This is a genomic window from Pseudomonas sp. NPDC088885 (assembly GCF_044750025.1).
Classification (GTDB): Bacteria; Pseudomonadota; Gammaproteobacteria; order Pseudomonadales; family Pseudomonadaceae; genus Aquipseudomonas; species Aquipseudomonas rustica.
Map to the genome: position 1 here is coordinate 57,835 of NZ_JBIVJB010000019.1, position 14,746 is coordinate 72,580.

The following is a 14,746-nucleotide window of genomic DNA, read 5'->3' on the forward strand; positions in this document are numbered from 1 at the left end:
TTGATCTGTGTCAATTTGACTCTGATTTTTGCAGGTGGCTGATTTTGTTGGATTATAAATCTGGCACGAGACTTGAAGTAGTCAAGGTACAAAACTGAACAGCTCAGGAGACCGCCACCATGCTCACTTTCTTCGAAAGCCCGCTGAACGTTCTGCACCTGTCGAGCAAAGTCCTTGTTGCCGGTCTGGTCATGTTGTTGGCTGGCATCTACGGCGCGTACTTATATGACGGGCACATGCCGATTGCGCTGCTGGTGGCGATGCATGCGCTGACTATCCTCGGCCCGACCCTGATCAAAATCGGCTACGTCATGCGTTTATTGGCGCAGTATCGCCTGCACGGCCCGCGATTGATCCTGCAAACCGCGTAACCCTTGTAGGAGCCGAGCTTGCTCGCGAAGGCGGCGTATCAAGCAACACAGGCTCAAGCTGTGCCGACGCCTTCGCGAGCAAGCTCGGCTCCTACAGGGGAAGCGGTGTTTTTTGGATATCAGCCACCATGAGTAGTGACTGCGGCACCGGGCTTTGCGGGTGCTGCGGTTCTTGTAGGCCGACCAAGCGCAACCCGGCCATGTCGAGCGCATTGAACCAGCTCGACAACGTGCGGAAATACCACGGCATCGGCTGCCACTGGCCCTTGAACCCGGCGAACGATTCTTCGCGCCAGCCGTCCTGATAATCGCCTGCCGCAACGGCCCATGGGTGCAAGGTCTGGATGATCAGGGCGCCGCCCGGAGCCAGCAGGGCATTCATCGCAGCCAGCAATGGAATGATGTCCTGATGCAGAAGCGAAAAATTCGCGCAGATCAAATCGTAATCCCCGCCGACATCAACCTTCGCCTCGACCAACGCGTCGTAGTCAGCGACATGCACGGTACAAGTGCCGGCCAGACGTGCCGCGTCCACCAGCGTCGCATCGCCATCGACGCCTACCGCCTCAATCCCCCGATCCGCCAACGCCCGCAGTAACCAGCCTTCGCCGCAACCCAGATCAAGCACACGCGCCGGCTGACGCCCGATGATCGCCAGTAGAACGGCTTGATCAGTCACCTGCTGGCGGCTCTCAATGGCACCGCTGCGGATGACGTCGATCCACGCGTCGGCGTTGGCGTGCCAGCTCTGCAGCAGGGCGGATTCAGGGGTGGGCATGTCGGTCTCCGAAAGGGTTGAAAGAAAGCAGTCCGGGAGAACCACAGTATGGACGCCGCGCCGCATTCAGCGAGCTTACCGACGGGCATCAGTCTGCACGGCGGGCAGGTACCGATTGCGTGTATGCTCTGCTCCTTTCCTGTCTCACTGCGCACGCCTGCATTCGATTCCTTGCGTTTTGAACCCATGGCGCGTGCCTCCCTATGCTGGAGCCCTAATGATTTCGCAGAGCTTCATCGACCCGTGCGACTCGCCCGAACGTCTTGCCGTGCTGCACGGCTATGAAATCCTCGATACCCCACGCGAAGCGGATTTTGACGAGCTCGTGAGCCTGGCCGCCGCCATCTGCGACGCGCCAATTTCGGTGATGAACCTGATAGACCGCCACCGCCAGTGGTTCAAGGCGGAAACAGGCTTGGGAATCCGCGAAACACCCTTGGACGTTTCCATCTGCCGTCACGTCCTTCTGCAGCCTGGCATCACCGTCATACCCGATCTGCGCGCTGACCCGAGGATGAGCTCCAACCCGCTGGTGACGGCCGATGAAGGTTTGCGCTTCTACGCCGGCTGCTTGCTGGAGACGGCGGAAGGCTACGGCCTCGGGACGCTGTGCATTCTCGACCGACACCCGCGACAGCTGAGCCCGCAACAGAAAATCGCCCTGGTAACGTTGGCCAAACAGGTCATGGCGCAAATGGAGCTGAGGCGCTCGCTGCGGCAGAAAAATCAGCTGCTTGAGCAAAAGGACATGCTCCTCAAGGAAATCAACCATCGGACGAAGAATCACCTGCAACTGATCATCGGGCTGATCCAGCTGCAAATACGCCAATTGGCAGATCCCGTCGCCCGCGCGGCACTCGTCGATACCAGCCGACGGATCATGAGCATCGCTGCCGTCCACGAAAAGCTGTATCAGGCCGATCAAGTGGAAACGGTCAACGCAGGTACTTATCTGGCCGAGTTGATCGATGGGCTGCGCGGATCAGCCTCGGCGCAAACACGCTTCGTGATCGACCTGGACGACGTCATCCTGCCGCTGGACAAGGCGATCCCGTTGGCGCTGGTGCTCAACGAACTGGTCACCAATGCTCTTAAATACGCCTACGCCGACAAGTCGGCGGGGGACGTGTTTATCGAGCTGAAGGCGGCTGCTGGTCAGGTGCTGTTGAACGTGACGGATAAGGGCGCGGGGCTGCCTGCGGGGTTTGATCTGAAACAGCATTCGTCCGTGGGAATGAAGATCATCAAATCGCTGACCCGCCAACTGCGGGGCGAGATGTCGATGCTCAATATGAGCCCGGGTTTGCAGTGTTCGCTGAGATTTCCGTTTTAAGGCCGTAAGTATCGCCTTGCAGGTCGTTGAGATTGGCGCGGGACATTGATGTGAGTCTCTCATGAGGGGCGCGGGATTAATCCATGAAAGCAGGTTGCGCACGGATCCGCGACCCCCGAGAGTTGATTACAGCGCGAAAGTGTTTGGCTGAGTCCGGCTATTTTTCTTTGAGAAATTGCTGCGTCAGGTCAAACGGGCGATCACTTGTTTGAAGCCGCGAGTGCCTCTTTCAGCGCCCCATCTGCACGTTCAGCCGTCTGCGCGTCGCCGTGTTTTTTCAGCAGTTCACTGACCTCGTGCAACTGTGCTGCGCTGAGTCCCACGCGCAGGCTCGCCGCCATGTGCGAGCGCAATTGCGATTCCACCCCCGGCGTTGCCGCCAGCGCCCCGACGGTCGCCAGTTCGCGGCTTTGCCAGTCGAGGTTGTCGCGCTCGAAGATGTCGCCGAACAGGTGGGTTTGCAGGAACTGGTTGGCTACCGGGGCGAACTCGAACACCGGGCCTTCGACCGGAGCGCCGGAGATCTTCGTTTGATTGGCGGTGCCGGCGGCCAGCAGTTCATCACCGGTCGGAATCGCCCGGCTCGGTTCACGCCCCGGCGCATCGTCAATGCCGCGCTGTTTGCGCGCTTGCACCACAGTCATCAATTCGTTCAAGGCGTTCAGGCTGCGCGGGAAGCCGACATAGGCGTAGAGCTGCACGAGAATTTCCCGGGTTTCGCTGATGGTCAGGCCGGCATCGAGTCCCTGGTTGAGCGCCGTGTTGAGGTTGGGCATGTCGCTGGTCGCCATGAACGCGGCGATCAGTGGAATCGATTGTTGTTGGCTGGACAAAGTTGCTGCGCTTGCTGGCGTGCTGGTCATGGGTTGCGATGCCTCGGCTGCGTGAGTGGTAATACTGAACATTGCCCCGACACTCAGACAGAGCGCCATGAGTGCGGGGCGGGCGGTGTGGTTGCGGACGTCGATGTTCATCAGATCAACTCCGTTCAGGTCGTGAAGCGGTGACGCGCGGGGGCCGTGGTCCGCGTGCGGATTTTCAAGATGTCACTCGGTACAAAAATTCAATTAACGCGTGACAGGGTGATCGCTCAGCCAGCCGTTCACGCGTTCCATGGTCCTGCGCTCCTGCTCACCCTCCATCACAAAACCTTCCAGCACCTTGGCTTTCGGCGCGTGCTGGACGAGGATGCTGCGGCTATTGCCCAAGCCGTAGCCGCCGTGGGTGTTGAAGGGGATGAGCGTTTTGCCGGTACAGTCATGAGCGCTCAGAAACGCGCGGATGATCGGCGGGGCGGTTTCACCCCAGATCGGAAAGCCGAGATAAATCGTGTCGTAGTCGCTGAGGGCGTGAACCGTGTTTTGCAACTCGGGTTCGACGCCGCTGTCACGCTCCTGACGCGCCTGCTCCACGGTTTGCAGATAGTCCTCGGGGTAGGCGTGGGCCGGGCGAATCTCGAAGAGATCGGCACCCAGGCCACGTTGAATCAGCCCGGCGACCACGCGGGTATTGCCCGAGCGCGAGAAATACGCGACCAGAATCCGCGAGCCTGAGCGCGGTGTTTCACTGGTGCTTTGCGTGTCGGCGAGCGACAGCAGTGGGGCGCTGGCCAGTGCGGCGATAACGGTGCGCCGCAGCGGATCGTGATCGTGGCTCATCGGCCGACGCGCGCCTTGAGGGCCTCGGGATAACGCTCGCCTTCGATACGGATTTGCACCAGTGCGGTGTCAATTGCCTTGAGTTCAGCAGCGTCGAGGGCAATATCCGCGCCGCCGAGGTTTTCTTCCAGTCGATGCAGTTTGGTCGTGCCCGGAATCGGCACAATCCACGGTGCCTGCGCGAGCAGCCAGGCCAGCGCGATCTGCGCCGGTGTGGCTTGTTTCTGCGCGGCGATCTGGCGGATCAACACCACCAGGCCCTGATTGGCTTGCAGCGCCGACTGGCTGAAGCGCGGGACGATGCTGCGGAAGTCATCGCTGCCGTAAGTGGCCTCGGCCGACACCGTGCCGGTGAGAAAACCTTTGCCCAGCGGGCTGAACGGCACGAAGCCGATGCCCAATTCCCAAAGCGTCGGCAGGATTTCCTGCTCGGGCTCGCGCCACCACAACGAGTATTCGCTTTGCAGCGCCGTGACCGGTTGCACCGCATGGGCGCGGCGAATGGTTTGCGCGCCGGCCTCCGACAGGCCGAAATGCTTGACCTTGCCTTCGCTGATCAAATCTTTCACCGCCCCTGCGACTTCCTCGATTGGCACGTCCGGATCGACGCGGTGCTGGTAGAGCAAATCGATGTAATCAGTCTTCAACCGCTTCAACGAACCCTCGACGGCCTCCCGAATGTGCTCGGGGCGGCTGTTGAGAATCTGCTGCTTATTGTCGTCACCGAAGGTGAAGCCGAACTTGGTGGCGATGACGACTTTGTCACGAACGGGCGCCAGTGCTTCGCCGACCACTTGCTCGTTCAGGTAAGGGCCGTAGACCTCGGCGGTGTCGAAGAACGTCACGCCTCGGTCAACGGCTGAACGGATCAGTGCGATGGCTTGCTGGGTATCCGTCGCCGGGCCGTAGCCATGACTCAAGCCCATGCAGCCAAAGCCGAGGGCGGATACTTCGAGTGAGCTGTTGCCGAGTGTGCGCTTGTGCATGTCGATCTCCCGTTGGGCGTGGGGAGAACAGTAAGCGAGCTGACTGGTGAGGACTAGACGGGTAAAACAGGATGGCTTGATGAGTTGTGCTCATTAATAGACTGGGAGACGCACGACCAAGACCGTTCGTGGCAACCGAGCAAACCTTTTCCAGACTGAATGATCTCTAACTTGAAGTTGAATAGCTGAGGTGCACCATGAATAAATCAACCGGCGGCTGCCTGTGCGGCGATGTCCGTTTCGAAGTGTCCGGCCAGCCTTACCGCGTCGGCATCTGCCATTGCCTCGACTGCCGCAAACGCCACGGCGCGCTGTTCCACACCTCGGCCATATTCCCCGAAGACGCGCTCATCGTCAGCGGCGAAACCCGTGACTACAACGGACGATTCTTCTGCCCGCGCTGCGGTTCTCCCGTATTTACGCGTTCGGAAGATGAAGTCGAGGTTAACGTCGGATCGCTCGATGAGCCGGATCAGTTCAAACCCACTTACGAACTCTGGACGATACGCCGGGAAGCGTGGTTGCCGGCGTTGCCGCTGGCCCACCACTACCAACGTGACCGCGAAAGCACGGGCCGCACAGAGGAATAGGGAGCCCTTGTGGGAGCGAGCTTGCTCGCGAAGGCAGTGGATCAGTCAGCCCGACATTGACTGACAGACCGCTTTCGCGAGCCCGCTCCCACATGGGATGGGTGTGGATCTCAGAAATGAGGATTGGCACACATCATTGTGAGAGCAAGCCTGCTCGCGAAAGCAGTGGGTCAGTCAGCACGGCAATGTCTGATTGAATGCTTTCGCGAGCAGGCTCGCTCCCACAGGGGATGGGTGTGGATCTCAGAAATGAGGATTGGCACACGTCATTGTGGGAGCGAGCCTGCTCGCGAAAGCAGTGGGTCAGTCAGCACAGCAATGTCTGATTGAACGCTTTCGCGAGCAGGCTCGCTCCCACAGGGGAGAGTGTGTATGACCAGCAATTTTAGCCGCGAATAAAGGCCAGCAGATCCGCGTTAATGGTATCCGCCTCTGTCGTCGGCATTCCGTGTGGAAAGCCCGGGTACGACTTCAGTGTGCCGTTCGGCAGCAACTTCGCCGACAACGGCGCCGAGTTGGCGTACGGCACAATCTGGTCATCCTCACCGTGCATCACCAACACCGGCACGGTGACTTTCTTCAGGTCTTCGGTGAAGTCCGTCTGCGAAAACGCCACAATCCCGTCGTAGTGCGCTTTAGCGCCGCCAATCATGCCTTGCCGCCACCAGTTGGCAATGATCCCGTCCGAAGGCTTGGCTCCCGGCCGGTTGTAGCCGTAAAACGGCCCGGTCGGAATATCCCGATAAAACTGTGCTCGATTCGCCGCCAAATTCGCCTGAAACTCATCGAATACCGATTTCGGCAACCCACCCGGATTGCTCTCGGTCTGCACCATCAACGGCGGCACCGCGCTGATCAACACGCCTTTGGCGACGTTGTCCTGGCCATGCCGGGCGATGTAATGAATGACCTCACCGCCCCCGGTCGAGTGGCCGACATGCACCACGTTCTTCACGCCCAAGTGATTAACCACCGCCAGCGCATCATCCGCGTAGTGATCCATGTCGTGGCCGTCCCAGACCTGGCTCGAGCGCCCGTGGCCACGGCGGTCATGGGCAATCACCCGAAACCCTTTGCCAAGGAAAAACAGCATCTGCGCATCCCAATCGTCGGAGCTCAGCGGCCAGCCGTGGTGGAAGTGGATCACCGGCGCGTCTTTCGGGCCCCAGTCTTTGTAGAAGATTTCGACGCCGTCTTTGGTGGTGACAAATCCCATGTTCGCTACTCCAGACCAATGTGATGGATAACCCGCGCGGTGGGCGCGGACCGGTATCGCTCATGACGCGTTTTCTAAGGTGATGGCTCGGGTGCGAGCCGTTATCAACTGTAGGATTAAAGTCGACATCTGCATGACCGGTGGTCGCAACGTCTGGCTTCATGCGCAATTTAGGCTTTGCTGAAAGGGATAAGCCGAGGCGCGCGTAGGCATGTTTGGCCACAGCGACGCCCCTTCAGAACACCGTGAGTCTGAGGAAATTCCCCGATGCTGACCTTGAATATCAATGGCAAGGATCAGGAGCTCGATGTCCCCGCGGACATGCCGTTGCTCTGGGTTCTGCGCGATGTCGCGCACCTGACCGGTACCAAATTCGGCTGCGGCATGGCCCAGTGCGGGGCCTGCACCGTGCACGTCGACGGGGCGCCGTTGCGCGCCTGCATTACGCCGGCGACCGCCGTGGCCCATGGGCAGAAAATTCTCACCATCGAAGGCCTGTCCACCGACGGTTCGCACCCGGTGCAGCAAGCCTGGGCCGAACTCGACGTGGTGCAGTGCGGTTACTGCCAGTCGGGGCAGATCATGTCTGCCGCCGCTTTGTTGGCGAAAATCCCCAAACCCACCGACAGCGATATCGATCAGGCGCTCTCCGGCAATATCTGCCGCTGCGGCACCTATCCGCGAATCCGCGCAGCGGTGAAGCGTGCATCGGAAATCGGCTGATTGATAACGTGGGAGTCGGGTGATGAACAGTCCTGTATCGCGTCGGGGTTTTCTCAAGGGTAGCGCCGTGTTGGGCGGCGGCTTGGTGGTGGCGTTTGTCGTCCCCGGCGGCCACAAGTTTGCCTTTGCCGCTGAGAATGAAGGCAAGGTTTTTGCGCCGAATGCGTTTTTGCGCATCGCGGCGGACAACAGCGTCACCGTGTTGCTCGGGCATTCGGAAATGGGCCAGGGCATCTGGACCGGCCTGACCATGTTGATTGCCGAAGAGCTGGATGCCGACTGGTCGAAGATCCGCGTCGAACATTCGCCCGCATCGGCAGCGGACTACGGCATGCCGGGGTTTGGCGGCATGCAGATTACCGGCGGTTCAACGTCGACATGGATGGAGTTTGATCGCTATCGGCTGGCAGGCGCGACCGCTCGGCAAATGTTGGTTGAAGCAGCGGCGAAGCGTTTTGAAGTGGCGCCCTCGGCGATTCGCACTGAGTCGGGCGTGGTGATTGCCGGCGATCAACGTGCAACTTACGGCGAGCTGGCGGACGCCGCCGGGCAACTCCCCGTGCCGGATCCGAAATCGATCACCTTCAAGGAAGCCAAGGACTGGAAAGTCATCGGCAAACCGACCAAGCGCCTCGACACCCCGGAGAAAATCACCGGCCGCGCCAAGTTCGGCATGGATGTGCAGTTCGAAGGTTTGATGACGGCGATGGTCGCGCGCGCCCCGGTGTTTGGTGCCAGCGTCAAATCCTTCGAAGGCTCCGAAGCGTTGGCGGTGCCGGGCGTGCACAAAGTGCTGCAAGTACCGACCGGTGTCGCGGTGATTGCCGATCATTATTGGGCGGCGAAGCTCGGGCGGGATGCGCTGAAGATTGACTGGGATCTAGGCCCGCATGCGGATCTGAGCAGCGAAAAATTGCTGGAGAGTTTCCGCAAACTGGCCACAACGCAAGGCACGTCAGCCAGTCAGGCCGGGGATGCCAAGGGTGCTTTTGGCAAAGCCACGAAGAAAATCGATGTCGAATACAGCGTGCCGTATCTGGCCCACGCGCCGATGGAACCGCTCAATTGCACGGTGAAGATCAGTGCCGAGAAATGCGAGATCTGGACGGGGACGCAGTTTCAGACGCTGGATCAAATGGTCGCCGGCAAGATCACCGGGCTGAAGCCTGAACAAGTGGAAATCCACACCGAGTTTCTTGGCGGCGGTTTTGGGCGTCGAGCCAATCCAACGTCGGACTTCGTCGCTGAAGCGGTGCAAGTGGCGAAAGCCGCGGCGATGCCGGTGAAAACCGTGTGGTCGCGGGAAGACGATATTCGTGGCGGTTACTACCGGTCGATGTTCCTGCATCAGGCGAAGATCGGTTTGGGCGCTGATGGTTTGCCGTCGAGTTGGCAGCATGTGTTGGTCGGGCAGTCGATCATGACCGGCACGTTGATGGAGGCGACGATGGTCAAGAACGGCATCGATCCCACTTCGGTCGAAGGCGTTTCCGACAGTCCTTACGTCAAAGGTCTGGCCAATCATCAAGTGGATCTGCATTCGCCGCAGACTGGCATCAATGTGTTGTGGCTGCGTTCGGTGGGCCATAGCCACACCGGTTTTGTCATGGAATCGCTGATCGATGAAATGGCCACGGCGGCGGGCAAGGATCCGGTCGAGTACCGACGAACCTTGCTCAAGGACCATCCTCGGCATCTAGGTGTTTTGAATCTGGCGGTGGAGAAGGCCAATTGGAAGGCTCCGTTGCCGGATGGTCATGCACTTGGCGTGGCGGTGCACGAATCGTTCGGCAGCTACGTGGCGCAGGTCGCCGAGGTGTCGCAGGACAATCTGGCGATTCGCGTGCACCGCGTGGTTTGCGCGGTGGACTGCGGGATCGCGGTGAATCCGCAGAGCATCGCCGCGCAGATGGAGTCGTGCATCACCTTCGGCCTGGGCATGGCGCTGCACAGCAAACTGACGCTCAAGGACGGCGCGGTGGTGCAGTCCAACTACCACGATTATCAGGTGCTACGGCTCAACGAGATGCCGGTAGTGGAAGTGCACATCGTGCCCAGCAGCGACAAACCCGGCGGCATCGGCGAGGCTGGTGTGCCGCCGACTGCGCCAGCGGTGGCCAACGCGGTGTTCGCCCTGACCGGGCAGCGTCTGCGCGAGTTGCCGCTGCAACTGTCGGGGGTGTGAAATGAAACGACATCTAGTGTTGGGCACGGTGGTTTTGCTGGGGCTCGGCGGTTATGCCTCGGACTTGTTTGCCGATGATCAGGAAGCATTGAAGGCGTTCGGCACGGTGCAGAAAGTCTTCCAGAGCCCGCGATGCCAGAACTGCCATATCCCCGGCGATTCGCCGCTGCAGTTCGACGCGGGCATTCCGCATGCGATGAACGTGGTGCGCGGCATGGACGGCAAGGGCGCGGCCGGTTTGCCCTGCGCCACCTGTCACGCAGAAAACAATCCGCCGGCCAGTTACGGCCCGCATGCACCGCCGGGTGCGCCGCATTGGAGCCTGCCACCCGCGGCGCACAAAATGGCCTGGATCGGCCTGCCACCGGACAAGCTTTGCGCGATGATCAAGGATCGCTCCAGCAACGGCGATCGCGATTTTGCTGCGCTGATCAAACACGTCAGCGAAGACAAACTGGTGTTGTGGGGCTGGAATCCCGGGGCAGGGCGCGCGCCGGTGCCGGTGCCGCATGACATTTTTGTCGAGCAATTCAAGCTCTGGGCCGACGCGGGCGGGCCATGTCCGGTGGCGGGCATCTGATGGGGGGAGTTAGCGCTGATTTGCGCTACGCTGAAAGTCATTGATGCCAACGGAGTGTGCGAATGCTGGTTCCAGGAAAACCTGCCAATGAAGCGGCGCGAATTCAGGTGCTGCACGGCCTCGACCTTCTCGATTCGGCGCCGGAGGAGCGTTTCGATCGGCTGACGCGGCTGGCCAAACGACTGTTCAATGTGCCGATCGCGCTGGTGACGCTGGTCGACAAGGATCGTCAGTGGTTCAAGTCCTGCGTGGGCCTGGCGGCTACCGAGACACCACGGGATATCTCGTTCTGCGGGCATGCGATTCTCAATGATGGTCTGCTGCTGGTGCCCGATGCGCGGGAGGACGTGCGTTTCCACGATAATCCGCTGGTGACCGGCGAGCCGAATATTCGCTTCTACGCTGGCTATCCGCTGACCGTGCCCAACGGCAATAAAATGGGCACGTTGTGCCTGCTCGACACCAAACCTCGCGAACTTGATGACGAAGAACGCGCGCTCTTGCGTGATCTGGCGGAAATGGCCGAGCAAGAACTGACGGCCGTGCAGATGGCGAGCATGGACGAGCTGACGTTGCTGTCCAATCGCCGCGGGTTCAAGCAACTGGCGCAGCATGCGCTGGACGCCTGCGCACGGCTGGAGCGGCCGGCGACGTTGCTGTTTTTTGATCTGAATGATTTCAAACAGATCAACGATCTGTACGGGCATGCCGAGGGCGACAGTGCGCTGAAGACCTTTGCCGATGTGTTGCGGATTGCCTTTCGCGAGAGCGATGTGGTCGGGCGCTTGGGTGGGGATGAGTTTGTCGCGCTGCTGACGGGGTCGAGTCATATCGAAACCACGGCGATCATGGCGCGGCTCAAGGAGATCCTTGAAGAGCGTAATGCCACGCTGCATCGGGGTTATGCGATTCGCTTCAGCGTCGGCCAGATCGAGTACGACGCCAAACGCCATGAAACCGTGGATCGCTTGCTGGCCGACGCGGATGGCGCGATGTATGCGCACAAGCAGGCCCTGAAGCGCTGTTGATTCGGGCCCCATCGCTGCCAAGCCAGCTCCCACAGGATTCTCGGGTGTTCACAAAACCCCGTTCCACCAAAAATCCCCTGTGGGAGCGGGCTTGCTCGCGAAGGCGTTCATCCATTCAACATCGCCATTGCCTGACCCACCGCTATCGCGAGCAGGCTCACTCCCACAGGTTTCGCGGGTGTTCACAAAACCCCGTTCCACCACAAATTCCTTGTAGGAGTGAGCCTGCTCGCGAAGGCGTCCATCCATTCAACATCGTCATTGCCTGACCCACCGCTTTCGCGAGCAAGCCCGCTCCCACAGGTTTCGCGGGTGTTCGAAAAACCCCGTTCCACCACAAATCCCCTGTGGGAGCGGGCTTGCCAGCGAAGGCGTCCATCCATTCAACATCTCCACGCCTGACCCACCGCCTTCGCGAGCAGGCTCACTCCCACAGGTTTCGCGGGTATTCACAAAACCCCGTTCCACCCTAGATCCCGTGTGGGAGCGGGCTTGCTCGCGAAGGCGTTCATCCCTTCAACATCATCATTGCCTGCCCCACCGCCATCGCGAGCAGGCTCACTCCCACAGGCTTCTCGGGTGTTCACAAAACCCCGTCACACCACAAATTTCTTGTAGGAGTGAGCCTGCTCGCGAAGGCGTCCATCCATTCAGCATCATCATTGCCTGACCCACCGCCTTCGCGAGCAAGCCCGCTCCCACACGGTTCTATAGTGGATTGGGGTTTTTATGAGTACCCGAAACACCTGTGGGAGCTGGCTTGCCCGCGATGGCGTCAGTCCAACCAGCACCCCCTCTACTTGGCAAACAACTGCCCAATATCTTTGAACGCCTTGAATTCCAGAGCATTCCTGCACGGATCAAATAAAAACATCGTCGCCTGTTCTCCCACCATCCCCTGATACCGATTCCCCGTTCAGTCACGAACCGCGTGCAGCGCCGGCAAGCGCTCAGCCAGTGCCTGCCATTCCGTTATACCCAGCACCACACCAAAATGCGGCACAGGTACGTCATGCCCGTCCAAGGCATTGTTGTGCGCGGCTTCTTGCAAGGCATTTTTCGGTACCAGGTGAATCACCAGTTGATGGCCGAAGAAGTTGAAATCCATCCAGTGATCACTGGAGCGACTTTCCTTCGGCAAAGGTAATACCAGGTAGGCTTGTGAAGCCAATTAAATGGCCTGAAAAGGTATCAGGACTGTAATTTGTAACAGGTGTGTGAGGTAGGTCCAGCGTGAGAGATTGTCTTGCGCGTATTCAACGTTTCGCCTCGATTCATTCCAATGTCGGAAACCGCGCAGGGATCAATCTTGGCGTTTTCAAAGGATGGAAAAATGACAAGTCAAAGTGTTCCTCCCATCGTTCTAAATCCCGGCGATCTCGATCCGACGTTTGGCGAAAATGGTGTTGTAGAGCTCCTGCCAGGTACCGCGACCATCAGGGCTATGGTTGAAGATAAGCTGGGAGGGATTGTCTATGCTCTTTGGGTGCAACACGAAATCTGGTTAAGCAGAGTATTCGGCGACGGCCGTCCTGACCTTGGGTTCGGTCAGGGTGGTGTAACAAAGTGGAGTTTCGTGCCCGGCCTGGTGTCGGCACCTACCCAGTTGATTCTTCAGGGCGATGGGAAAATTTTGCTCATTGGTGCGGTTCGATCTCATGCAGTTATTGGGCCTTCACAGATCGCACTGACTCGGTTCCATAGCAATGGCAGTCCCGATTTGATATTTGGCAATAAGATCTTGCCTTTTCCGTCCGTGGGTAAAATCACCACCGACTTTCCCCGTGGGTGCTTGCACAACGATGGAAGAATTCTGGTCGCCGCGTCTTACAGTCTTAGAGACAATCAGAACCAAACGATTTACGAAGAAATCATACTTCATCAGCTTCAGGCGAACGGGGATACAGATTTGACGTTCGGGGGCGGGCGTGGGTTTATCGAGGTGCGCTTCAATGGACACAATTCCACGTTTGAGAGCGTGGCTGTTACGAAAGAAGGAAAAATACTGATCGCGGGAACCTCAGATCGTTTGATCGGCAGCTCAACCAACAAGAAGCAAGCAGTTTCTCGACTGTTGTCGAGCGGTGCAACTGATCGAACCTTTGGGGTGTATGGCTGTTGGGAAGCGGAAGGTGTAAATCAGTCGGGTGCTATGACTTTGCACGGGGACAACATTGTTGTTGTGGGATTTGAGATTACTGGTCCTTTCAAAGCATGCATTAGTCAATTAACCGCAGATGGCGTTTACGATCCTGAATTTAATGGGGGAAAGCGGCTGCTCATTGATATTCCGGCAGACCAGCCCGGATGGTTCGTTTGGTGCCATTATGTAGCACTGCAGGGGGATGGGAAGATAGTCGCCGCGGGGTACGCAGGCGATGTAACACAGTCCTTTTTGTTACGCGTCCACACGAATGGCGAAGTTGATTCGGGTTTTGCAGACGAAGGCGTTCGTATGCTTGAACCTTCGAGTTTATGGGGGGGGCTCTTGGTGCAAAAACAGAATCAACGGATAGTTGTCGGACTGGACTCTGCCAATTATGGTGAAGCAAAACTGGTTGGTGTTGTGAGTTGATGGAGCTGCAAAGACTGGTCTGAGCTGTATCGATATTGGGCTGCCTGATCCACCGCTTTCGCGAGCAGGCTCGCTCCCACAGGAGGCGGGGTTGCGGGCATAAAAAAACCCGCCAGATTGGCGGGTTTTTTTATCGGCTAAGCGAAGATCACTCTTCGATGTTGCCCATGGCGGTGGTGTTGAAGCCGCCGTCGACGTACATGATTTCGCCGCTGATGCCCGACGCCAGGTCGGAGCACAGGAAGGCGCCGGCGTTGCCGACTTCGTCGATGGTGACGTTGCGACGCAGCGGGGTTTGCGCTTCGTTGGCGGCCAGCATTTTACGGAAGTTCTTGATGCCCGACGCTGCCAAGGTACGGATCGGGCCAGCCGATACGCAGTTGACGCGGGTGCCGTCCGGGCCCAGGGAGCCGGCCAGGTAACGGACGCCAGCTTCCAGCGAAGCCTTGGCCATGCCCATCACGTTGTAGTTCGGCATGGTGCGCTCGGCGCCCAGGTACGACAGGGTCAGCAGGCTGCCGTTGCGGCCTTTCATCATTTCGCGGCCGGCTTTGGCCAGGGCTACGAAGCTGTAGGCGCTGATGTCGTGAGCGATGCGGAAACCGTCACGGGTGGTGGCTTCGGTGAAGTGTTCGCTGCGTTCGGCGTGCCGATTCGCCTGATTCGGCGGATCAACCGTACGCAATTGCTCAAACGTTGTTCACCGTTGCAACACCAGCCGGG

At 59.0% G+C, this 14,746-nt stretch carries 13 protein-coding genes and 2 pseudogenes; 8 read left to right on the forward strand and 7 right to left on the reverse strand.

The genetic code is table 11. The features are described 5' to 3' along the window. Positions 1-119 precede the first annotated feature (119 nt). The gene (locus ACIP1X_RS11420) at positions 120-371 is read left to right on the forward strand and encodes a transmembrane sensor/regulator PpyR (RefSeq protein ID WP_400752040.1); all 252 of its coding nucleotides are present in this window, start codon (positions 120-122) and stop codon (positions 369-371) included. A 91-nt stretch (positions 372-462) separates the two neighbouring features. Here the strand turns inward: ACIP1X_RS11420 and ACIP1X_RS11425 are convergent, their stop codons facing one another. After that, entirely contained in the window at positions 463-1,149 is a 687-nt protein-coding gene (locus tag ACIP1X_RS11425) for a class I SAM-dependent methyltransferase (protein ID WP_400752043.1), read from the reverse strand. A gap of 178 nt (positions 1,150-1,327) precedes the next feature. Between ACIP1X_RS11425 and ACIP1X_RS11430 the strand changes: the two genes are divergently transcribed. After that, complete coding sequence (locus ACIP1X_RS11430; RefSeq protein WP_400752046.1) at positions 1,328-2,482, forward strand: sensor histidine kinase; 1,155 nt, start codon at positions 1,328-1,330, stop codon at positions 2,480-2,482. A gap of 200 nt (positions 2,483-2,682) precedes the next feature. Here ACIP1X_RS11430 and ACIP1X_RS11435 read toward each other — a convergent pair whose 3' ends face one another. The 3 genes from ACIP1X_RS11435 to ACIP1X_RS11445 form a co-directional block, all read right to left on the reverse strand. Further along, positions 2,683-3,456: a carboxymuconolactone decarboxylase family protein gene (locus ACIP1X_RS11435; protein WP_400752049.1), complete on the reverse strand. Its 774-nt coding sequence runs from the start codon at positions 3,454-3,456 to the stop codon at positions 2,683-2,685. Positions 3,457-3,549: 93 nt separating this feature from the next. Then, positions 3,550-4,140, reverse strand: a complete 591-nt coding sequence (locus ACIP1X_RS11440) for a flavodoxin (RefSeq protein ID WP_400752052.1) — start codon at positions 4,138-4,140, stop codon at positions 3,550-3,552. Beyond that, positions 4,137-5,126: an aldo/keto reductase gene (locus ACIP1X_RS11445; RefSeq protein WP_400752055.1), complete on the reverse strand. Its 990-nt coding sequence runs from the start codon at positions 5,124-5,126 to the stop codon at positions 4,137-4,139. The genes ACIP1X_RS11440 and ACIP1X_RS11445 overlap by 4 nt, the downstream gene beginning before the upstream one ends. A gap of 197 nt (positions 5,127-5,323) precedes the next feature. On the opposite strand from ACIP1X_RS11445, the gene ACIP1X_RS11450 reads away from it, so the two are divergent. Then, positions 5,324-5,716: a GFA family protein gene (locus tag ACIP1X_RS11450; RefSeq protein ID WP_400752058.1), complete on the forward strand. Its 393-nt coding sequence runs from the start codon at positions 5,324-5,326 to the stop codon at positions 5,714-5,716. Between the two features lie 385 nt (positions 5,717-6,101). Here the strand turns inward: ACIP1X_RS11450 and ACIP1X_RS11455 are convergent, their stop codons facing one another. Then, positions 6,102-6,932, reverse strand: coding sequence for an alpha/beta fold hydrolase (locus ACIP1X_RS11455; RefSeq protein ID WP_400752061.1), 831 nt, complete (start codon positions 6,930-6,932; stop codon positions 6,102-6,104). A 267-nt stretch (positions 6,933-7,199) separates the two neighbouring features. On the opposite strand from ACIP1X_RS11455, the gene ACIP1X_RS11460 reads away from it, so the two are divergent. From ACIP1X_RS11460 to ACIP1X_RS11475, 4 genes are all read left to right on the forward strand, one after another. After that, positions 7,200-7,655: a (2Fe-2S)-binding protein gene (locus ACIP1X_RS11460; protein ID WP_003224136.1), complete on the forward strand. Its 456-nt coding sequence runs from the start codon at positions 7,200-7,202 to the stop codon at positions 7,653-7,655. A gap of 22 nt (positions 7,656-7,677) precedes the next feature. Continuing rightward, a complete protein-coding gene (locus ACIP1X_RS11465; RefSeq protein ID WP_400752064.1) occupies positions 7,678-9,840 on the forward strand; it encodes a molybdopterin cofactor-binding domain-containing protein in 2,163 nt (720 codons plus the stop codon). Position 9,841: 1 nt separating this feature from the next. Further along, the gene (locus tag ACIP1X_RS11470) at positions 9,842-10,420 is read left to right on the forward strand and encodes a hypothetical protein (protein ID WP_053119368.1); all 579 of its coding nucleotides are present in this window, start codon (positions 9,842-9,844) and stop codon (positions 10,418-10,420) included. A gap of 62 nt (positions 10,421-10,482) precedes the next feature. Continuing rightward, positions 10,483-11,448, forward strand: coding sequence for a sensor domain-containing diguanylate cyclase (locus tag ACIP1X_RS11475; RefSeq protein ID WP_159815512.1), 966 nt, complete (start codon positions 10,483-10,485; stop codon positions 11,446-11,448). 796 nt (positions 11,449-12,244) lie between these two features. On the opposite strand, the pseudogene ACIP1X_RS11480 reads toward ACIP1X_RS11475, so the two are convergent. Then, positions 12,245-12,583, reverse strand: a pseudogene (locus ACIP1X_RS11480) (VOC family protein); the annotation flags it as partial. A 198-nt stretch (positions 12,584-12,781) separates the two neighbouring features. Here ACIP1X_RS11480 and ACIP1X_RS11485 point away from each other — a divergent pair. Beyond that, entirely contained in the window at positions 12,782-14,023 is a 1,242-nt protein-coding gene (locus tag ACIP1X_RS11485) for a hypothetical protein (protein WP_400752067.1), read from the forward strand. 148 nt (positions 14,024-14,171) lie between these two features. On the opposite strand, the pseudogene fabI reads toward ACIP1X_RS11485, so the two are convergent. Continuing rightward, a pseudogene (gene fabI / locus ACIP1X_RS11490) lies at positions 14,172-14,651 on the reverse strand (enoyl-ACP reductase FabI); the annotation flags it as partial. Positions 14,652-14,746: the final 95 nt, after the last annotated feature.